The organism is Paracoccus sp. 228 (assembly GCF_000967825.1).
Taxonomy (GTDB): domain Bacteria; phylum Pseudomonadota; class Alphaproteobacteria; order Rhodobacterales; family Rhodobacteraceae; genus Paracoccus; species Paracoccus marcusii.
The window spans coordinates 717,898-738,506 of record NZ_JYGY01000002.1 but is presented as its reverse complement, the minus strand read 5'-3'; the positions used below and the strand labels follow the sequence as shown (position 1 = coordinate 738,506).

The following is a 20,609-nucleotide window of genomic DNA, read 5'->3' as shown; positions in this document are numbered from 1 at the left end:
TGGCCAAGGGTCTATCGCATCGCGCCCTGGCTTTCCACCCAGGCAATCTGGCGCGGCAGCGATTGCGACGCCAGATCATAGCCCCCCAGGATCGTGGCCCGCGCCGCCTTGCGGATTGCCGCCGCCTGCGGATCGCCCGCCAAGCCGCGGATCAGGGCCGCCGACAGGGCCGCCCCGTCAAAGAACGGCACCAACCGCCCGTTCACCCCGGCGGTGATCAGCTCGCGCACCGGTTCGGTATCGGACGCCACGACATACCCCCCCGCCGCCATCGCCTCGGTCAGCGACCAGGACAGCACGAATGGATAGGTCAGATAGCAATGCACCCGCGCCACCTGCATCAGCGACAGATAGTCGCCATAGGGCACGCGGCCCAGGAAATGCACCCGCGACAGGTCCAGGCGGGCGCCGACCTCTGCCAGCAGCTTGTCCTTCCAGCTGTTCGCATCGCGCGGCTTGGCACCATAGCTGGTGCCCTCGGCGCCGACCAGGACCACCTGCGCGTCGGGGCGCGACGCCAGCACGTCGGGCAATGCCCGCATCAGCACATGAAACCCGCGGTAAGGCTCCAGCGAGCGGGACACGAAGGACAGCACCTCGTCCCCCGCGCGCAGGATCGTGCCGCCCGGAAGGGTCAGGCGGGCCGCGGGATCGGGGGCCACGCGGGCGGTGTCGATGCCGTCATGGATGACGGTGATCTTGCCGCGCAGCTCGGGCGGAAAGCTGTCGGCCTGATAACGGGTGGGCGCGATGGCCGCATCGGCCTGCACCATCGCCTGGACCAGATGCGCCGACCGCGCGACCGTCATGAAGCGCACCTCGTCCCGGTCGGGGCTGATCTCGGGGTCGAAGCCCACATCTTGGCCGCGGGTGCGGTACATCAGCTCGGCATAGACCAGCAGGCGCGCGTGGGGCCAGATCTCCTTCAGGAACAGCGTCTCTCCCCAGCCCGGATGGCCGATGACGATGTCGGGGTGAAACCCGTGCCGGTCGCGCAGCGCACGTGCGCCCCGCGCCGCCAGCAGGCCGCGTTCCGCATGGTCCGCATAGGTCCGGCCCAGGGCGCTGTCGGTCTGCACCGCCGCCGGCGCCTTGTAGCGCAGGGTCCGGATCGGGCTGGGCCGCTGGTTGTTCTCATCCGTCAGGGCCAGGACCTGGTGGCCGCGCGCGGCCAGGGCCGGGGCCAAATGCGGAAACTGGCCCGGAAAGTTCTGGTGGACGAACAGGATCTTCATTCGTGGATCGGAAAAGCCGCGCGCAGCAAGGCGCGGGTGTAATCCTGCCGGGGCGCGTCAAAGATCTGCGCGACGCTGCCATGTTCGACGACCTCTCCGGCGCGCATGACCATGATGTGATGCGCCATCGCGCGCACCACGCGCAGGTCGTGGCTGATGAACAGGTAGGCCAGACCGTATTTCCGCTGCAGGTCGCGCAGCAGATCCACGATCTGCACCTGCACGGTCATGTCCAGCGCGCTGGTCGGCTCGTCCAGGACGACGACCTTGGGGCGCAGGATCATCGCGCGGGCGATGGCGATGCGCTGGCGCTGACCGCCGCTGAATTCGTGGGGATAGCGGTGCATCATCTGGGGGTTCAGCCCGACCTCGGTCATGATCTCGGTGACCAGCTGGCGGCGGTCGCGGCCGGGTTCGACCCCGTGCACGCCCAGGCCCTCGGTGATGATCTGCTCGATCGTCATGCGGGGCGACAGGCTGCCATAGGGGTCCTGGAACACGATCTGCATGTCGCGGCGCAGGCGGCGCAGCTGGCCGCTGGTCCAGGCCTGGATGTCCTGGCCCAGATACAGGATCGGGCCGTCGCTTTCGATCAGGCGCATGATACCCAGGGCCAGCGTGGTCTTGCCCGATCCCGATTCGCCGACGATGCCCAGGGTCTCTCCCGCGCGCAGCGACAGGGTCGCGCCGTTCACCGCCTTGACGTGCCCCGTCACGCGGCGCAGCAGGCCGCGCTTGATGGGAAACCAGACCTTCAGGTCGCGCGTCTCGACCAGAACCGGCGCATCGGGGGCTATGGGATCGGCCTGCCCGGTCGGCTCGGCGGCCAGCAGCTTGCGGGTATAGGGGTGCTGGGGCCGGGCAAAGATGTCCTCGACCGCGCCCTGTTCGACGATCTCTCCGTCCTTCATCACGCAGACGCGGTCCGCGATGCGGCGCACGATGCCCAGATCGTGGCTGATGAACAGCATCGACAGGCCTTCGTCGGCCTTCAGCTCGGCCAGCAGGGCCAGGATCTGGGCCTGGATGGTCACGTCCAGCGCCGTGGTGGGTTCGTCCGCGATCAGCAGGTCGGGACCGTTGGCCAGGGCCATCGCGATCATCACGCGCTGACGCTGACCACCCGACAGCTGGTGCGGATAGTCGGCCAGGCGGGTTTCCGGGTCGCGGATGCCGACGCGGGTCAGCAGTTCGATGATCCGCGCCCGCGCCTTTGCGCCCGACAGCCCCTGGTGCAGCGCCAGGCTTTCCGACAGCTGCTTTTCCAGCGTGTGCAGCGGGTTCAGCGAGGTCATCGGCTCTTGGAAGATGAAGCTGATGTCGTTGCCGCGGATGTCGCGCAGGGTGCGGTCCGATGCGCCGACCATCTCGCGGCCCGCGTATTTCACCGACCCCTGGACCTCGGCCGAGGCGCCCAGCAGCTGCACGGTGGACAGCGCCGTGATCGACTTGCCCGACCCGGATTCGCCTACCAGGGCCACGGTCTCGCCACGGTCGATGTGAAAGCTGACGCCCTTGACGGCCGCGGTCAGGACACCTTCGGACCGGAACCCGATGCGCAGGTCGCTGACCGCCAGCACGGCATCGCTGGACGGGGCGGGCACGGGACGCGCCTGCGATGCGCCGGGCATCGAGCCGCCATGGCTCTCGGCCACGGCCGCGGGGGCGCCGGGGGCGGGGCGGACGGGCTGATCGCTCATCGGAAGGTCTTTCTGGGGTCGAAGGCGTCGCGGATGCCCTCGAAGATGAACACCAGAAGCGACAGCATGATCGCGAAGGTGAAGAAGGACGTGAAGGCCAGCCAGGGCGCCTGCAGGTTCTGTTTCGCCTGCAGCGCCATCTCTCCCAAAGATGCCGATCCGGCAGGCAGGCCATAGCCAAGATAGTCCAGCGCAGCCAGGCCGCTGATCGTGCCGGTGACGACGAAGGGCATCATGGTCAGCGTGGCGACCATCGCGTTGGGCAGGATGTGGCGGAACATGATCTTGCGGTCGCTGACGCCCAAGGCGCGCGCCGCGCGGACATATTCAAAGTTCCGCGCCCGCAGGAATTCCGCCCGCACCACGCCCACCAGCGCGGGCCAGCCGAACAGGATGGTGACGAAGACCAGAAGCCAGAAGCTGCGCCCCAGGATCGCGAACAGGATGATGATGACGTAAAGGTTGGGTGTCGAGGCCCAGATCTCCAGCACGCGCTGGAACACCAGGTCGGTGCGGCCGCCGAAATAGCCCTGGATCGCGCCCGCCGTGATGCCGATGGTCGAGGCCACCACCGTCACGATCAGCGTGAACAGGATCGAGGTGCGGAACCCGTAGATCACCCGCGCCAGCACGTCCCGCGCGGTGTCGTCCGTGCCCAGCAGGTGGTTGCCGTCGGGCGCGGAGGGCGCGGTGCCAACGTTGTTGATGGTGCGGTAGTGATAGGGGATCGGCGGCCAGATCATCCAGCCCTGTTCGGCCTTGGGCACATCGGTCGAACCCGACCGCACCGCCGCCATGAAGCCCTCCGGCTCGTCCCAGCACTCCTCGCGGCCGCCCGACACGATAAGGCATTGCACCGCCTCGTCGCGATAGATCGCCTCGGTCCCGAAATCGCCGCCGAACGCGGTCTCGGGATAGAAGTTGTAGGCGGGCCAGTACAGTTCGCCCTGATAGCGGACGACGATGGGTTTGTCGTTGGCCACGATCTCGGCGAACATCGCGGTCACGAACAGGACCGCAAAGATCACCAGCGACCAGAAGGCGCGTCCGTTCCGGCGGAAGTTGCGCCAGCGGCGGCGGTTCAGTTCCGACATCGCCATCAGCCCGCCCTCTTCTCAAAGTCGATGCGCGGATCGACAAAGACGTACATCAGGTCCGACAGGATGCCGACCACCAGGCTCATCAGGCCGAAGACATACAGCGTGCCGAAGATCACCGGATAGTCGCGCTGCACCGCAGCCTCGAAGCCCAGGCGCCCCAGCCCGTCCAGCGAGAAGATCGTCTCGATCAGGATGCTTGATCCGAAGAACACGCCCAGGAACATCGCCGGAAAGCCCGCGATCACGATCAGCATCGCGTTGCGGAAGACGTGGCCGTACAGGACGCGGCGTTCGGTCAGCCCCTTGGCCCGCGCGGTCATCACGTACTGCTTGTTGATCTCGTCCAGGAAGCTGTTCTTGGTCAGCAGCGTCAGCGTCGCAAAGCTGCTGATCGTGGCCGCGATCACCGGCAGGGCCGCGTGCCAGGCATAGTCCTTGACCTTGCCCCAGACCGACAGGTCCGCGAAATTGTCCGATGTCAGGCCGCGCAGCGGAAAGATCTGCCAATAGCTGCCGCCCGCGAACAGCACCATCAGGATGACCGCGAACAGGAAGGCCGGGATCGCATAGGCCATGATGATCACGCCCGACGTCCAGGTGTCGAAGCGCGATCCGTCGCGCACCGCCTTGCGGATGCCCAGCGGGATCGAGATGACATAGGCGATCAGCGTCGACCACAGCCCCAGCGTGATCGAGACCGGCATCTTCTCGACGACCAGGTCCATCACGCTGATCGACCGGAACCAGCTGGTCCCGAAATCGAAGCGGATGTAGTTCCACATCATGGAGAAGAACCGCTCGACCGGGGGCTTGTCGAAGCCGAACTCCTTTTCAAGCTGGGCGATGAATTCGGGGGGCAGGCCGCGCGCACCCTCGTATCCCGCGTCGCCGCCCAGCTGTTCGGCGCTGTCGGCCGTGGCGCCGGCCAGGTTGCCCAGCACGTCGCCCTCGCCCCGGACCTGGGCCGCGATCTGTTCGATCGGGCCGCCGGGGACGAACTGCGTCAGGGTAAAGTTCACCACCATGATCCCGATCAGGGTCGGGATGATCAGCAGCAGTCGCCGCAAGATGTAGGCGCCCATCAGCGCATGCCCTTCCCCGTTGGGTCCGTGCCCCTTGGCGGGGCCTTGTCGTTATCTGGGCTTGTCGGCAATCCGCGCCGGGAAATCAAGCGCATCGCCGTCTCAGCGCAGCTGGCCCGCCGCCCGCAGCTCGTCCGCGCGGGTCTGGTCGTACCACCAGAAGTCCGTGACCCCCAACCCAAGGGCGGGCAGGGTCTCGGGCCGGTCATAGACGTCCCAATAGGCGACCGTGGTCACCGGCTTGTACCATTGCGGGATCCAGAAGCGCAGGCTGCGCAGCGCCCGGTCCAGCGCGCGGATGGCGACGCGGTTCTCGGCGTCCGTCGTGGCGGCGCTGCCGATCTCGATCAGGCGGTCGATGGCGGGGTTGGCCAGGCCCATCGGGTTGAACACGTCGTCGCTGTGCTCGGACCCAAAGGCTTGCGCCGTGCCGCCGCCGATACCGTAACCGTTGCCCAGGCTGTCGCGCACGATGTCGAAATCATGACTGCGGGTGCGGGTGGTCAGTTCCGACGGATCGACCCGCGACAGGACCGCGTCCACGCCGATCGCACGCAGGTTCTCGACATAGGGGTTCACGATGCGGTCATAGCTCTGGTTGAAGTCCAGGAACTCGACCCGCAGCGTCTGGCCTGCGGCGTTGCGGCGCATGCCGTCCGTGCCGGTCGTCCAGCCCGCCTCGTCCAGCAGCGCCGCCGCGCGGCGCGCATTGCCGCGGTCCAGCTGGCGTTCGCCGCTGACCGGGGCCGAGACCGGATCGTCGGTCAGGATGCCCGGCGGCAGATCGGCCGCGACGGGTTCCAGCAGGGCCAGCTCCTCAGGCGTGGGCGGGCCTTCGGCCTGCAGGTCGCTGTTGTCCCAGAAGCTGTCCAGCCGGGTATTCATGCCATAGAACAAAGCCTGGTTCGACCATTCGAAGTTGAACATCAGCCCGATCGCCTCGCGCACGCGGATGTCTTTGAACTTATCGCGCCGCAGGTTGAAGACCCAGGCATCGCCCGATGCGATCACGCCGTCGGGGATCTCCTCCTTGATGACGGCGCCCGCTGCCACCGCCGGAAAGTCATAGCCGGTCGACCACAGCTGTTCGGACGGCTCGACCCGGAAGGTATAGATGCCGGCCTTGAACGCCTCGAAGGCCGCGTCGAAATCGCCGAAATACTCGAACCGCAAGGTGTCGAAATTGTGCCGGCCCTTGTTGATGGGCAGGTCCTTGCCCCAATAGTCCGGGTTGCGCCGCATCGTGATCGACCGCCCGAAATCCGCGCTGTCGAAGACATAGGGGCCGGACCCCAGGAACGGCGTCGTGCTGGTCTGCTGGATGTCACGGCCAGTCGCTTCGAACTCGGCGCGCGAGAAGATCGACTGGTTGCCCATCAGCCCAAGCACGTCGCGGCGTTCGATGTCGGGCATGAAATCGAACCGGATGCGGTGCGTGTCCAGCACCGTGGCACTGGCGACGCGTGTCTTCAGCGCCTCGCTGTAGGACGGAAAGCCCTTGTCGCGCAGCAGTTCGAACGTGAACAGGACGTCGTCTGCCGTCAGCGGGCTGCCGTCGCTGAAACGCGCTTCGGGGCGCAGGTTGAAGATGATCCAGTCGCGGCTTTCGGGATATTCGACCGTCTCGCACAGCAGGCAGTACATCGAATACGGATCGTCCAGGACCGACTCCATCAGCGGTTCCAGCATCATCACCGACGGCGCCGTGGCCCGCCCCCGGAACGTGTAGGGATTGTAGCTGTCAAAGGTGCCGATGCCGTGCTGGGACATCTCACCGCCCTTGGGCGCGTCCGGGTTCACGTAGGGTAGATGCGGAAAGTCCGCGGGCAGTGCGGGCTCGCCGAAGGTGGCGATGCCATGCGTCTTGACGACCGTCGGATCGCCGGCCGCGTCCTGCGCCCAGGCTGGGACCACGGCGATCCCAAGAAGCAGCGTGGCAAGGCGGGCGGCGTGGCGCATGTCGTCTCTCCGGTCTGGACCAGCGAGAGGCTAGGCCAGTGGGGGGCCGGGCTTCAAGCCGCGATTTCGTGAACGCGGGCCATGAAAAAACCCCGGCGCCGGGCCGGGGTTTTCTGGATGGCGCACGGTCGGGCGGGACCGATCAGGGATTGGTTTCCAGATAGGCGATCAGGTTGGCGCGGGCCTGCGGATCGCGGATGCCCGCAAAGCTCATCGCGGTGCCCGAGACGAAGCCGCGCGGGTTCTCCAGGAACGCCTGCAGGTGGTCGGGATCCCAGGTAGGGTATTCAGCCGCATGTTCGGTCATCGCGCTGGAATAGCTGAACCCGTCGATGCTGGCGGTCGGGCGTCCGACGACGCCGTTGAGGTGCGGGCCGACGCCGTCGCTGCCGTCCAGGGCGTGGCACGACCGGCACTTGGCCCATTCACGCTCGCCCGCGGCCGCGTCGGCCGAGGCCATCAGCGCGGCAAAGTCCAGCGGCGCTTCCTCTTCGCCCGCGGGGACGGTTTCCGGGACCGGGATGGTATAGGCCTGCGCAATTTCCTCGTCGCCGTGATGACCGCCGCCATGTCCGACAGTGAACAGGCCGCTGGCCGCCCAATTGGCCAGCATCAAAAACAGCAGCGCGCCAATGAAGGCGCCGGCTGCCTTGGTCAGGGTCATCGTATTGAACATCGCGTGCGGTCCCGCCTTGGTAAGCTCGTCAGGTCGTGCGGTATGTATCCGCTTTCGCTTTCAAGGATCAAGGTATAGTTACCCCGGCACGCTCAAATTTAGAACAGCGGGGGCCCGGCCATGACCACGAATCGCATCGCGTTCCAGGGAGAACCAGGTGCCTACAGCCACGAGGCCTGCCGCAGCGCGCGCCCGGGAATGGAGGCCCTGCCCTGCCGCACCTTCGAGGACGTGATCGAGGCCGTGCGCGCGGGCGACGCCGATCTGGCCATGCTGCCGGTCGAGAATTCGACCTATGGCCGGGTGGCCGACATCCATCACTTGCTGCCCGAATCCGGCCTGCGCATCATCGACGAGGCCTTCGTGCGCGTCCATATCAGCCTGCTGGCCGTGCCCGGAACGACCCTGGATCAGGTTCGCGAGGCGATGAGCCATACCGTCCTGCTGGGCCAGTGCCGCGGGTTCCTGCGCCGGAACGCCATCCACGCGATCACCGGGGCCGACACGGCCGGTTCCGCCAAGGAGGTCGCCGCGCGCGGCAATCCGTCGCTGGCCGCGCTGGCCGCGCCCCTGGCGGGCGAGATCTATGGTCTGGACCGCCTGGCCGACCGGATCGAGGACCGGCAGAACAACACGACGCGGTTCCTGATCATGTCGCGCCAGGCCGACGACAGCCGGCGCGCCGAGCGGATGCTGACCAGCTTTGTCTTCCGGGTCCGCAACATCCCGGCAGCGCTCTACAAGGCGATGGGCGGGTTCGCGACGAACGGCGTGAACATGACCAAGCTGGAAAGCTACATGGTCGACGGCGTGTTCACCGCGACCCAGTTCTATGCCGACATCGAGGGTCACCCCGAAGACGCGAACGTCGCCCGCGCGCTGGACGAGCTGCGCTACTTCACCTCCAGCCTGGACATCCTGGGCGTCTATCCGGCCGATCCGCTGCGCGAGACGCAGCGACAGGCAAGCATGGCGGACTGATCCCGCCTAGCGGGCAAAGTTGCGCATCTGGTGGACGAAATCCTCGATCCGGCGCTGATAGCGGCGATCAAGCTGCGCCTTGCCCAGCTTGGCGGTCTGCAGCATCAGCCGGGCCTTCATATTGCGTGGGCGGACCTCGGTCTCGAAGATCAGGCGCGACTTGACGCGGCTCAGCGCGACGACGGTGGCCACCACCGTCAGATCCAGCGCATCGGAATGACCGGCCATCATCATCTGTTCGGGGCGGTCGAACCGCGTGACGGCCAGCCGCAGCTGCCGCGCCTTGCCCCGCCAGTCGAAACCGATGTTCCAGCCCATGCCGATCCCCGGTTCGTTCGACGGATCGATGCGCGCTACGGTTGCGCCGCGGCCGATCACCATCCGTTCCAGCGCGTCGAAATTCCCGACCACCTCGAACAGGCGTTCCGCGGGAAGGTCGGTGTCGATCCGCGTGGAGAACTTCATCTGAAACGACCCAATGACCCATCCGGGGCGGCCAGGACCGCCGACCCCTCCCTTGGCAGATAATCCGGATCGCGCGGCAGGTTCAACCGGGGGATTACCAAACCGCGATCATGGCACCCGAAAACCGAGGCGCGCCCGAATTCATCGCAACGTTTCGGATTTGTGAAATTCTGTGCCACAATGACCTGATAAAGCGTGCGTTCTTCAATCTTTGGTTGTGTGGTTCGAATTGTATACAGTAAGCATGGTATCGGTATGTCGTCCGTGCCCGGAAAGGACATGACGGCATGCGCAACGCGGCGTCGGGCGATCACATGTTTGACAGGAAGACGATGCAAATGCCCGCAACGGCCGCGGATGATCCGCCCCCGGACGGCATGACGCTGCGCATCCTGGCCACCAGCGACCTGCACATGCACCTGCTGCCTTACGATTACCTGGCGGATCGTCCGTCGGACCGGATCGGGCTGGCGCGCACCGCATCGCTGATCGAGGCGCGGCGGACCGGGCCGCATGCCAGCATCCTCTTGGACAACGGCGATTTTCTGCAGGGCGGTCCGATGGGCGACCTAGTCGCGCGGCGCAGCGGACCCTTCGCCGGCACCCACCCGGCCATCGCGGCGATGAACGCGCTTGGCTATGACGCGGCGGCGTTGGGGAACCACGATTTCAATTTCGGCCTGCCCTTCCTGCGGCGCGCGGTGGCACGGGCGCGCTTTCCGATGCTGGCCGCGAACCTGACCGTGCGCCGCGGCGCCGATTTCGCCGCCACCTGCGTGATCAAGCGTGAGCTGACCGACCCGCAGGGCAACCGCCTGCCGCTGCGCATCGGCGTGATCGGCTTTCTGCCGCCCCAAACGGAGGAGTGGGACCAGGACCTGCGCGCCGTCATGCGCAGCGACGACATCCTCGACTGTGCCCGCCGCCTGGTGCCGCGGCTGCGTGCCCAGGGGGTCGATCTGGTCGTGGCGCTGGCCCACAGCGGCATCGGCGGCCCCGAGCCCCTGCCCCGGATGGAGCATGCCGCCCATGCGCTGGCCGCCCTGCCTGGCATCGACGTGCTGATCGCCGGCCACACGCACGAGGTCTTTCCCGGCCCCCGCTGGCGCGGCCGCCCCGGCATCGACGCCGATCGGGGAACGCTGGCGGGCAAGCCTGCGGTCATGCCCGGCTTTGGCGGATCGCATCTGGGGGTGATCGACCTGCGCTTTGCCCCGCGGGCGGATGGCGGGCTGGCGGTCGACCGCTTTGCCGTGCGCGCCGAATCGGTCACGCCGGCCATGCCGACCGCGGTGCTGGTGGCGCGCCAGGTGGCGACCGCGCACAAGGCCACCCTGCGGCAGCTGTCCACGCGCATCGGCCGCACGGCGCAACCCCTGAACAGCCATTTCGCGGTGATCGGCCATGATTGCGGCCTGCGTCTGGTGAACCTCGCACAGCGCTGGCATGTCCGGCAGCGGCTGGCGGGCACCCCGGATGCGGACCTGCCGGTGCTGTCGGCCTCGGCGCCCTATCGGGCCGGGGGGCGGGGCGGGCCGCAGCATTACACCGACGTCCCGGCGGGCACGCTGAGCCTGCGGCACCTGGCCGACCTCTACTCCTTCCCGAACCGGATCACCGCCATCCGTCTGACGGGCGCGCAGCTGCGGGGATGGCTGGAACGTTCCGCCAGCCTGTTTCACCGCGTCCAACCCGGCACGCGCGACGCGCCGCTGCTGAACCCCGAGTTTCCGGCCTACAACTTCGACGTCATCGACGGGGTCAGCTGGCGGATCGACCTGTCCGCCCCGGCGCGGTTTCACCCCGATGGGCGGCTTGCGGACCCGAATGCCCACCGCATCCGCGACCTCACCTGGCAGACCCGGCCCGTCGCGGACGACCAGGCCTTCGTGCTGGCCACGAACTCGTATCGGCTGGCAAGCTGCGGGCTGTTCAGTCCGCTGGTCTCGTGCAACCGGGTGATCCTGGACCGCGACGCGCTGACTTTGGACGTTCTGCGCCGCTATGTCCGACAGCTGCGGCGGGTCCGCATTCCGGCCCGGCCCAGCTGGGCCTTCGCGCCCCAGCCCGGCACCACCGTCCTGTTCGAGACAGCGCCCGCCGCGCTGGACCGTCCCCTGCCCGAACCAGACCGCCTGCAGGGCGTGGGACTGAACGAGGACGGTTTCGCGGTGATGCGCCTGTCGCTGTAAGACATGCGCATGGGCTTGCATCCGCCGCGTGACCATCCTATCTGTGCGCCCGAGAGGTTGGCGCGGGCAAGCGCCTCGCCAAATCGGTCAGGTCCGGAAGGAAGCAGCCGTAACGAGTCCCGCATGGGTCGTTGTCCAGCCTCTCACCGTTTCCCCGCATCATCATCCGGTTTTCCTGCACCGCGCGGCCCGTGCCGGGGAACAACAGCGCGCCTTTCCGGTTGTCCTGCGTAACAAACAGGAGACCGACATGCTCAAGTTCATCGGCGGCGCCGCCGGCATCATCTTCATCATCGGCCTGCTGGTCGTGATCGGCATCCTGTCGCTGATCTTCTGAGACGCGCCAGACGGCCGACATGAAAAGACCCCGCCCGGACCACCGGGCGGGGTCTTTTCATGTCCGTGACCGGACGGATCAGGCGCGCAGGCGGCCGCCCGTGGCCTTCTCGACCTTCTCGACGATCTTGCGGCTGACCGCCTCGATATCGGCATCGGTCAGCGTCTTGTCGCGCGGCTGCAGGCGCACGGTGATGGCCAGCGACTTCTGGCCGCCCTCCAGCCCCTGGAACTGGTCAAAGACGGACACGCCCGCGATCAGCGCCTTGTCGGCCCCGGCGGCGGCGTTGACCAGGGTCAGCGCCTCGACCCCCACATCCACGACGAAGGCGAAATCGCGATCGACGGCCTGCAGTTCGGACAGCTCCAGCGCGGGGCGCGTGGGCGTCCTGACCTTGGGGAAGGGCACCGCGGCCAGCTGGATCGTGAAGCCCACGGCCGGCCCCTTGACGTCCATCTGGCGCAGGACCTTGGGGTGGATCTCGCCGAAGGTTGCCAGCACGTTCGGACCCAACGCGATGTTGCCCGCACGCCCCGGATGCCACCAGCCATCCAGCTTGCGGTTGATCTGCGCACGCGCAGGCGCGCCGATGGCGGTCAGGATCGCCTCGGCGTCGGCCTTGGCGTCGTACAGGTCCACCTTGCGGCGGCTGCCGAAGGGATCGCGCGGCGCGGTCTGGCCGACCAGCAGCCCGCTGATGCGGACCGCCTGCTCGCCCGGCTCTCCGCCCGAAAAGACCGGGCCCAGCTCGAACAGCGCCAGATCGGCGAAACCGCGCGCCTGGTTGCGCGCCGCGGCCTGCAGCAGGCCGGGCAGCAGGTCGGGGCGCAGATGGCTCATCTCGCTGCTGATCGGGTTCTCGACGCGCACCGCATCGTCCCCGCCGCCGAACAGCGCCGCCGACCCCTGGTCGATGAAGCTGTAGGTCACGCATTCGTTGTAGCCCAAGGCTGCCGCCATGCGCCGCGCCGTCTTCTCGCGGACCTGCAGGGGCGTCAGCACGGGCTTTGGCACCCCGGCCTGGGCCCGCGGCAGGGGCTTGCCCTGCAGCTTGGTCAGGCTGGCGATGCGGGCGATCTCCTCGACCAGATCGGCCTCGCCCAGCACGTCGGGACGCCAGGAGGGGACATGCACCATCTCGCCCTCCAGCCGGAAGCCCAGGGCTTCCAGCGTGGCGCGCTGATCAGCCTCTTCGATATCCATGCCGACCAGGCGGCTGGTGCGCGCGGGGTCCATGCGATAGGCGCGACCCGTGTCGGGCAGCGCGCCGGCGGTGACCACCTCGGAGGCCTCGCCGCCGCAGAGGTCCAGCACCATGCGCGTGGCCAGCTCTAGCCCCGGCAGGGTGAAGGCCGGATCGATGCCGCGTTCAAAGCGATAGCGCGCATCGCTGTTGATCTTCAGCGCGCGGCCGGTGGCGGCGGTGCTGATCGGATCGAAATAGGCGGCCTCGATGAAGACGTCGCGCGTCTCCTCGGACGCGCCCGATGCCGCGCCGCCCATGATGCCCGCGATGCTCTCGATGCCGTTGTCGTCGCAGATCACCACCGCGCCTTCGGGCAGGGCATAGGTCTTGTCGTCCAGCGCCACCAGTTCCTCGCCCGCGCGCGCGGCGCGCAGCGTCAGGTCGCCCGCGACCTTGGCCGCGTCGAAGACATGCAGCGGCCGGTTCAGGTCGAAGGTGAAGAAGTTGGTGATGTCCACCAGCGCATTGATCGGGCGCAGGCCGATCGCACGCAGGCGCTTCTGCAGCCAGGCGGGTGACGGGCCGTTCGTCACGCCCCGCACCACGCGGCCCGCAAAGAACGGCGCCTTGGCGGCCACGCCCGCGTCGATCGTCACCCCCACCGGGCAGGGAAAGGCGCCGGGCACCGCATCGATCGTCACGGCCTTCAACGTGCCCAGGCCGCGCGCCGCCAGGTCGCGGGCGATGCCGTGGACACCCAGGGCGTCGGGGCGGTTCGGGGTGATCTTGATGTGGATCATCGGGTCGACCTTCTCGGGCGCGTTCTGCGCCAGCCAGTCGACGAAGCGCTGGCCGACCTCGCCCGAGGGCAGCTCGATGATGCCGTCATGCTCTTCGGACAGCTCCAGCTCGCGTTCGGAGGCCATCATGCCGTGGCTTTCGACGCCGCGGATCTTGCCCACGCCAAGCGTCGTGTCGATGCCGGGGACGTAATCGCCGGGCTTGGCCAGCACGACCGTGATGCCCGCCCGCGCATTGGGCGCGCCGCAGACGATCTGCTTTTCGCCCTCGTCCGTCATCACCCGGCAGACGCGCAGGCGGTCGGCATCGGGATGCTGTTCGGCATGATCGATCCGCGCCAGGGTAAAGGTCCCCAGCTTGGCGGCAGGGTCCGCGATCTCCTCGACCTCCAGGCCAAGATCGGTCAGCGCTTCGGCGATCTGGTCGATGGTCGCGGTGGTATCCAGGTGCTCCTTGAGCCAGGAGAGGGTGAACTTCATGGCGTCTGCCTTCCGGGTCGGCCCGCGCGGGGACTTTGCCGCCTTGAACCGTGCCATGCGTCCTGGGTCAAGCCGGATCAGCGGATTTCCCCGAATCCCCGGCCCGTCACCACGCTTGCCGGGCCCTGCGCAGGGTGCAACTGTAGCGCGAAGCAAACCGAAGGTGTCATCATGAGTCTCATGTCCCGTCTTGCCCCCCTGCCCCTCCTGCTGCTGGCAGCCCTGCCTGCGCAGGCGCAGGACGCCCCGGCCCAGCCGCAGTGTTCCGGTCAGCCCGCCACCTGGCTGGGCGACGATCCCGATGCCAGCGACATCACCGCGGCGGGGGCCGCGCTGTCGCGGCAGATGACCACGACCGCCGGCACCAACCCCTATGCGATGTTCCGGGTGACGGGCGACATGCAGCCCCTGAGGCTGGAGGCGATGTCGGACGGCGACCCGTCGATCAGGCTGGAAACCCCCGACGGCGACCTGCTGGCCGAGAATGACGATGCCGTCGGGCTGAATTCACGGATCGAACAGTCCGTCGGACCGGGCGACTATTGCGTGCGGCTGATCCCCGTCGGGGACGCGGACATGACCGCGACCGTCCAGCTGACGCGTCCCGACATGCCGGCCCTGCTGGTCGATCCCGTGGACACGACCATCGCTGCCTGCACCCCTGAAACGCCTGCCGAGACCCTGGGCCAGGGGCCGCTGAACGCCGCCCTGCCCGTTGAGGCGCAGACGGACGGCACTGTCCGCTATCTGCGATTCGCGCTGGACGGCAGCGCCTCCGTGACCCTGCGCGCGGTCAGCGACGGGTTGGACCCGAACATGATCCTGTTCGACGGGTCGGGCACGCAGATCGCCGCCAACGACGATGCCGACGGGTTGAACGCGCGCCTCGATTACCCAAGCGGTCTGGCCGGAGGCGACTATTGCCTGGGTGTCGCGCCGATCTCCTCGGGCGAGGGCACGATCACCGTCAGCGTCGAGGCGCTGGACCGCGACAGCTATCTGCGCACCGCCTGGCGCAAGGGCGAGCTGGCGCCGCCCACGGATGGCGACTATCCGATGCAGGCCATCGATCTGGCCGCCGACCGCGAGACGGTCGTCCTGCAGGACGGCACCGCGCAATGGCTGATCTTCACCCTGGACCGGGAGACCGCGCTGATTGTCAGCGCCTATGGCGAACTGGTCGGCGTCGATGCCAAGCTGGCGCTGTTTTCGCGGGACGGGGCGGTCGTGGCGCAGGCCGACGACAGGGACGGCAGCGTGGACGCCCGGTTGGGGCCGGTGGTGCTGGAACCCGGAGAGTACCGGATGGCGCTGACCGACGTGAACCGCCCCGACCAGCCCGGCGCGCCGATCCGCCCCGTAGGCCTGGTGTTCGAGCGGTTCGAGCGCGTCGACTGACCCTGGACGCTGTCGAACCCATCGGCCTGGGGCACATTGAGGTGGTTGGGGGTGCTGCCGGATCGTCTCAGGCATCGGGGGGTCACTGACCGCGCACAGGGTCCGCCGGGTTCTGCGGTGCGGATCTTGCGTGGCGGCGGGGCGTTCCTATCTTTGCAATGCGCCCGGATGGCGGGCGCGACATGGAACAGGAGAGCCTTGCGGATGGATGTGCAGCGCGAATTGCTGATCGAGCAGCGGGTGGCCAACGAGGCGAAATCGCCGCTGATCGCCTATCTGCTGCTGATCTTCCTCTGGGGGTTCGGCGTGCACCGCATGTATCTGGACCGCTGGATCAGCGGGTTCATCATGCTGGCCATTTGGGGCGTGGGCTGGTTGACGGTGCCGATCCTGATCGGCTGGCCGGCAGTGGGCTTCGTGGTGCTTTGGTGCATCATCGATCTGTTCCTGATCCCCGGAATGGTCCGCGCGGATCGCGAGGACATCCGTCGCCGGCTGCGGTGATGGCGCGCCGTTAACCTGAGGTTGAAGTTTCCGTGATCTGTAAAAGCGGCCCGTGCTAGGGCGGTCAACTATAGACATTCCCTTTTCAGATCCGGAGATTTCGACGTGCCCCTTGATACCCAACAGCGAATCCTTATCGAACAGCGTGTTACGAACGACACCAGGTCGCCCGTGATCGCCTATCTTCTGCTGGTTTTTCTGGGTGGATTCGGGGCGCACCGTTTCTATCTGGGCAAGACCGGCACGGCAGTCGCCATGCTGATCCTGTGGGTGCTGGGCTGGATGACGCTGATCCTCGGGGTCGGGCTGATCATGCTGGCCGCAGTCGGGATCTGGGCGTTCGTCGATCTGTTCCTGATCCCCGGGATCATCAGGGCCGATCAGGACGCCCTGCGGCAAAGGCTGGCCGTAGAGTTCGGGGGTCATTCCGGACCGCACCCAACCGCCTTCCCCGCATCCGCACCGGGCGTTCCATTCACCGCCTGACGTTCACGGCGCGCGCCCCTCGATCGCAAGGGCGCGCCGCCTTCAGCGCGACAGCCCGCCGCTGACGCTCGGCACGTCGCCTGCTGCAAAGCCATAGTGGCGCAGCCAGCGCAGGTCGCTTTCGAAAAAGGCGCGTAGATCGGGGATGCCGTATTTCAGCATCGCGATCCGGTCGATGCCCATGCCAAAGGCAAAGCCCTGCCATTGATCCGGGTCGATCCCGCCAGAGCGCAGGACATGCGGATGCATCATCCCCGAACCCAGGATCTCCAACCAGGAATTGCCCTCGCCGATCTTCAGCTGGCCGCCCTCCCAGGAACAGCGGATGTCCACCTCGGCCGAAGGTTCGGTGAAGGGGAAATGCGACGCGCGAAAGCGCAGCTCGACCGCTGGCACCTCGAAGAAGGCCCGACAGAACTCCTCCAGCGTCCATTTCAGATGCGCCATGCTGATGTCGCGGTCGATGGCCACGCCCTCGATCTGGTGGAACATCGGCGTGTGCGTCTGGTCCATGTCCATGCGATAGACGCGGCCCGGCGCGATCACGCGGACCGGGGCGCCGTGATCCTGCATGGCGCGGATCTGCACCGGCGACGTGTGGGTGCGCAACACGTGGGGCGGACGGTCGTCGCCCGGCGCGCGGTGCATGAAGAAGGTGTCGTGCTCCTGCCGCGCGGGATGTTCGGGGGCGATGTTCAGGGCGTCGAAATTGTACCAGTCGCTTTCAACCTGCGGCCCTTCGGCGACCGCAAAGCCCATGTCGGCAAAGATCGCCGTGACCTCGTCGGTGACCTGGCTGATCGGGTGGATCGACCCCTGACGGCGCGGGCGGCCCGGCAGGGTCACGTCCAGCCATTCGTCGCGCAGACGCGCGTCCAGCGCCGCATCCTCAAGCGCCAGCTTGCGCGCGCGCAGGGCGGCGTCGATCTCGTCGCGGATCTGGTTCAGCGCCTTGCCGGTGGTCTGGCGCTCCTCGGGGGACATGCGGCCCAGCTCGCGCATCATCAGGCTCAGCTCGCCTTTCTTGCCAAGCGCGGACAGGCGCACGTCCTCGATGGCCTGAGGGTCGGAGGCGGCAGAAATGCGGTCCAGCCATTGCTGGCGCAGGGGGGTCAGATCGTCCATCGCGGGGCCTTTCCTGGTTGCGCCCGCGTTAGCATGGCCGGGCGCGCGGGGTAAAGACCGCGCGCCCGTGCCGCCTTATTTCCAGATGTCGCGGTTCACGCCCGGCGCGATGCCGGGGTGATCGCCGATGCGGAAGGTCGGCTCGTGCCCTGCCTTGCGCTGGCGCAGATAGTCGCGGGTGACGACCGCGACGGTCCCCGACAGCGCGACGATGGCGATCAGGTTGATCGTGGCCATCAGCCCCATGCTGGCATCGGCGAAGTTGAAGACGGTCGTGACCGCCTGCAGCGAGCCCCAGACCACCATGCCCAGCGCCGCCAGCCGCAGGACCATGATGCCCGGCTTGCCCGCGCCCAGATAGACGATGGCGTTCTCGGCATAGGAATAGTTGCCGATGATCGAGGTGAAGGCGAAGAAGAAGATCGCCACCGCCACGAAGATCTGGCCGAAGCCGCCGAAATGGTCGGTCAGCGCGGCCTGGGTCAGGTTCACCCCGGTCAGCTGATCCGAGGGCATGACATCGGCCAGCAGGATCATCACCGCGGTCGCCGTGCAGACCAGGATGGTGTCGATGAAGACGCCCAGGGCCTGCACGAAGCCCTGGCTGGAGGGGTGATGCGGGTTGGGCACTGCCACCGCCGCGATGTTGGGAGCCGAGCCCATGCCGGCCTCGTTCGAGAAGAGGCCGCGCTTGACCCCGTTCAGCATCGCCGCCGCGACGCCGCCCGCGACCCCGCCAACGGTCTCCTGCAGGCCGAAGGCCGAACGCACGATGCCGCCCAGGATGCCCGGCACCTCGGTGATGTTCATCACCAGGATGACGACCGCCGCCAGCAGGTACAGACCCGCCATGATCGGCACGATGAACTGGGCCGCCCGCGCGATCTGGGGGATGCCGCCGAAGATGATGATGCCCGACAGGATCGCCACGCCGATGCCGACCATGCCCGCGCCGATGCCGAAGGCGCCCTCGACCGCCTGCGCGATCGAGTTGGCCTGGACCGCGTTGAACACCAGGCCGAAGGCGACGATCAGCGCGACCGCGAACAGCGCGGCCAGCCAGGGCAGGCCCAGGCCGCGGGCGATGTATTGCGCCGGTCCGCCGCGATACATCCCGTCCGAACCATGCACCTTGTAAAGCTGCGCCAGCGTCGATTCCGCATAGGCCGTGGCCATACCGACCAGCGCCACCATCCACATCCAGAAGATCGCGCCCGGCCCGCCCAGCGTCAGGGCCACCGCGACCCCGGCAATGTTGCCGGTGCCCACGCGGCTGGCCAGCGACACCGACAGTGCCTGGAACGGGGTGATGCTGTCCTTGTCCGTCTCTCCCGATCCGCGCACGCAGCGCCACATCTCGGCGAAATGGACGAACTGCAGGAAGCCCAGGCGCAGGGTAAAGTAGATGCCCACGGCCAGCAGGCCGTAGATCAGCACATAGCCCCAGAAGATGGTGTTGAGAAAATCGATGATGGCGGTCATGGCGTTCTCCGCTGCCTTTTCAAGGGGCAGTCTGTAACAGCCATGTGAGCAATCGCAAGCCGCTTAGTCGCGGGGCGTCACGGTCAGCCAGACCCCGCCTTCGGGGCGCAGCGTCAGGATCATGCGCGGCCGCGGCTCTCGCCCCGGCACGCGGGCAAAGCGGAACCGCGCCAGCAGCGTCGACAGGATGATCACCGCCTCCTGCAGGGCAAAGCTGGCGCCGATGCAAATGCGCGGCCCCGCCCCGAAGGGCAGGAACGCATAGCGGTCGGGCGCGGTCAGAAAGCGGTCGGGGTCGAAGGCGTCGGGCCGGTCCCACAGCAGGTGATGCCGGTGCAGCGCATAGATCGGCATCATGACCGTATCGCCGGGATTGATCTGGCGCCCGCACAGCGTGTCGCGGGCCTGGGCGGTGCGCGACAGGAAGGCCGCGGGCGGGTACAGGCGCAACGTCTCGTTCACGATGCGCATGGTCAGGGGAAGCGCGCCCAGATCGGCGGCGGTGGCGGCGCGGTCGCCCAAGGCACGGCGCGCCTCCTCGGCGGCGGCCTCCTGGATGTCGGGGGCGAAGGCCATCAGATACAGCGCCCATGCCAGCGTCAGGGCGGTCGTCTCGTGCCCCGCCACGATGAACGTCAGCAGGTTGTCGCGCAACTCGTCGCGGGTCATCGTGCGCCCGGTCTCGGGGTCCTGCGCGACCAGCAACAGGTCCAGCAAGTCGGGCGGCCCGTGCTTTTCGGCGGCTTGCGCGCGGGTGGCGATGGACTGGTCGGCGATGGCCTTCATCCGCTTGAGCCCCGGACCGGAAAACAGCCGCCCCGGCCGCGGCAGCCAGGCGGGCATGCCCAGCACGTCCATCAGCGACAGTTTGGCCGTCTGCGCAATATAGGCGTCGATCGACTGATGCACTGCATCGCGATCGAACATCCCGTCGCCGGAAAAGGTCACATCGGAAATCACGTCGAAGGTGGCGGCCACCGTCTCCTCGAACAGATCGACCGGGCCGCGCGCGCCCGCCAGACGGCGGCAGGACGCCTCGGCGGCGGCGGTCATCACTGGGCCAAGCGCCTCGACATGGCGTTGTGCAAAGGCCGGGGCGGCGGCGCGGCGCTGCCAGCGCCAATGCGCACCCTCGGCCACGAACAGGCTGTCACCGATGGCCGGGTTCAGGATCAGCTTGGTCGTCACCGATTTCGGATAGTCGTCCAGCTTCTCCTTGAGGATCCGGCGCAGGGCAGTCGGGTCCATCACCATGTGCCAGCTGACGCCGGTCTTGCCCGACACGATGGGCTGGCGCGTGGCAATGGCAGGGATCAGTTCCAGCACATTGCGGCGCGCGGTCATGGCCGTGCCCCACAGGCCAAGGGGGACGGTCGCCAACGGCACCTTGGCGGGATCGGCTTGGGGCAGGTCGAACATGG

At 67.5% G+C, this 20,609-nt stretch carries 16 protein-coding genes and 1 other RNA gene; 6 read left to right on the top strand and 11 right to left on the bottom strand.

Features of this window, described 5'->3' with window-relative positions; genetic code table 11:
- Positions 1-11: 11 nt before the first annotated feature.
- The 6 genes from SY26_RS08975 to SY26_RS08950 form a co-directional block, all read right to left on the bottom strand.
- Positions 12-1,235, bottom strand: a complete 1,224-nt coding sequence (locus tag SY26_RS08975) for a glycosyltransferase (RefSeq protein ID WP_046000150.1) — start codon at positions 1,233-1,235, stop codon at positions 12-14.
- Complete coding sequence (locus SY26_RS08970; RefSeq protein ID WP_046000356.1) at positions 1,232-2,866, bottom strand: ABC transporter ATP-binding protein; 1,635 nt, start codon at positions 2,864-2,866, stop codon at positions 1,232-1,234. The genes SY26_RS08975 and SY26_RS08970 overlap by 4 nt, the downstream gene beginning before the upstream one ends.
- A 65-nt stretch (positions 2,867-2,931) precedes the next feature.
- A complete protein-coding gene (locus tag SY26_RS08965) occupies positions 2,932-4,035 on the bottom strand; it encodes an ABC transporter permease (RefSeq protein ID WP_046000149.1) in 1,104 nt (367 codons plus the stop codon).
- The gene (locus SY26_RS08960) at positions 4,035-5,117 is read right to left on the bottom strand and encodes a microcin C ABC transporter permease YejB (protein ID WP_046000148.1); all 1,083 of its coding nucleotides are present in this window, start codon (positions 5,115-5,117) and stop codon (positions 4,035-4,037) included. The genes SY26_RS08965 and SY26_RS08960 overlap by 1 nt, the downstream gene beginning before the upstream one ends.
- 102 nt (positions 5,118-5,219) lie before the next feature.
- Positions 5,220-7,076: an extracellular solute-binding protein gene (locus SY26_RS08955; RefSeq protein ID WP_046000147.1), complete on the bottom strand. Its 1,857-nt coding sequence runs from the start codon at positions 7,074-7,076 to the stop codon at positions 5,220-5,222.
- Between the two features lie 142 nt (positions 7,077-7,218).
- Positions 7,219-7,752, bottom strand: coding sequence for a cytochrome c family protein (locus SY26_RS08950; protein ID WP_046000146.1), 534 nt, complete (start codon positions 7,750-7,752; stop codon positions 7,219-7,221).
- Between the two features lie 120 nt (positions 7,753-7,872).
- Here SY26_RS08950 and SY26_RS08945 point away from each other — a divergent pair, with 120 nt between their 5' ends.
- Positions 7,873-8,733, top strand: a complete 861-nt coding sequence (locus SY26_RS08945; protein WP_045981499.1) for a prephenate dehydratase — start codon at positions 7,873-7,875, stop codon at positions 8,731-8,733.
- A 6-nt stretch (positions 8,734-8,739) separates the two neighbouring features.
- Here SY26_RS08945 and SY26_RS08940 read toward each other — a convergent pair whose 3' ends face one another.
- Positions 8,740-9,198, bottom strand: a complete 459-nt coding sequence (locus SY26_RS08940) for a hypothetical protein (RefSeq protein ID WP_046000145.1) — start codon at positions 9,196-9,198, stop codon at positions 8,740-8,742.
- A gap of 332 nt (positions 9,199-9,530) precedes the next feature.
- Here SY26_RS08940 and SY26_RS08935 point away from each other — a divergent pair, with 332 nt between their 5' ends.
- Together SY26_RS08935 and ffs are read left to right on the top strand one after the other, a co-directional pair.
- The gene (locus SY26_RS08935; RefSeq protein ID WP_046000355.1) at positions 9,531-11,390 is read left to right on the top strand and encodes a bifunctional 2',3'-cyclic-nucleotide 2'-phosphodiesterase/3'-nucleotidase; all 1,860 of its coding nucleotides are present in this window, start codon (positions 9,531-9,533) and stop codon (positions 11,388-11,390) included.
- Between the two features lie 50 nt (positions 11,391-11,440).
- Positions 11,441-11,539, top strand: an RNA gene (gene ffs, locus SY26_RS20175) — signal recognition particle sRNA small type.
- A gap of 266 nt (positions 11,540-11,805) precedes the next feature.
- Here the strand turns inward: ffs and pheT are convergent.
- Positions 11,806-14,193 (bottom strand): phenylalanine--tRNA ligase subunit beta, encoded by a 2,388-nt coding sequence (gene pheT / locus SY26_RS08930; protein ID WP_046000354.1) that lies wholly within the window; start codon positions 14,191-14,193, stop codon positions 11,806-11,808.
- Positions 14,194-14,364: 171 nt separating this feature from the next.
- On the opposite strand from pheT, the gene SY26_RS08925 reads away from it, so the two are divergent.
- The 3 genes from SY26_RS08925 to SY26_RS08915 all read left to right on the top strand — a co-directional run bounded on the left by SY26_RS08925 (position 14,365) and on the right by SY26_RS08915 (position 16,581).
- Positions 14,365-15,591: a hypothetical protein gene (locus SY26_RS08925; RefSeq protein WP_157020453.1), complete on the top strand. Its 1,227-nt coding sequence runs from the start codon at positions 14,365-14,367 to the stop codon at positions 15,589-15,591.
- Between the two features lie 204 nt (positions 15,592-15,795).
- Positions 15,796-16,095, top strand: coding sequence for a TM2 domain-containing protein (locus SY26_RS08920; protein WP_046000143.1), 300 nt, complete (start codon positions 15,796-15,798; stop codon positions 16,093-16,095).
- Between the two features lie 105 nt (positions 16,096-16,200).
- Complete coding sequence (locus tag SY26_RS08915; RefSeq protein ID WP_045981496.1) at positions 16,201-16,581, top strand: TM2 domain-containing protein; 381 nt, start codon at positions 16,201-16,203, stop codon at positions 16,579-16,581.
- Positions 16,582-16,623: 42 nt separating this feature from the next.
- Here SY26_RS08915 and pheS read toward each other — a convergent pair whose 3' ends face one another.
- The 3 genes from pheS to SY26_RS08900 all read right to left on the bottom strand — a co-directional run bounded on the left by pheS (position 16,624) and on the right by SY26_RS08900 (position 20,607).
- Positions 16,624-17,706, bottom strand: a complete 1,083-nt coding sequence (gene pheS / locus SY26_RS08910; protein ID WP_046000142.1) for a phenylalanine--tRNA ligase subunit alpha — start codon at positions 17,704-17,706, stop codon at positions 16,624-16,626.
- Positions 17,707-17,781: 75 nt separating this feature from the next.
- Positions 17,782-19,188 (bottom strand): sodium:alanine symporter family protein, encoded by a 1,407-nt coding sequence (locus SY26_RS08905; protein WP_046000141.1) that lies wholly within the window; start codon positions 19,186-19,188, stop codon positions 17,782-17,784.
- A 63-nt stretch (positions 19,189-19,251) separates the two neighbouring features.
- On the bottom strand, positions 19,252-20,607 hold the full coding sequence (locus SY26_RS08900) for a cytochrome P450 (protein WP_046000140.1): 1,356 nt from the start codon (positions 20,605-20,607) through the stop codon (positions 19,252-19,254).
- Positions 20,608-20,609 lie beyond the last annotated feature (2 nt).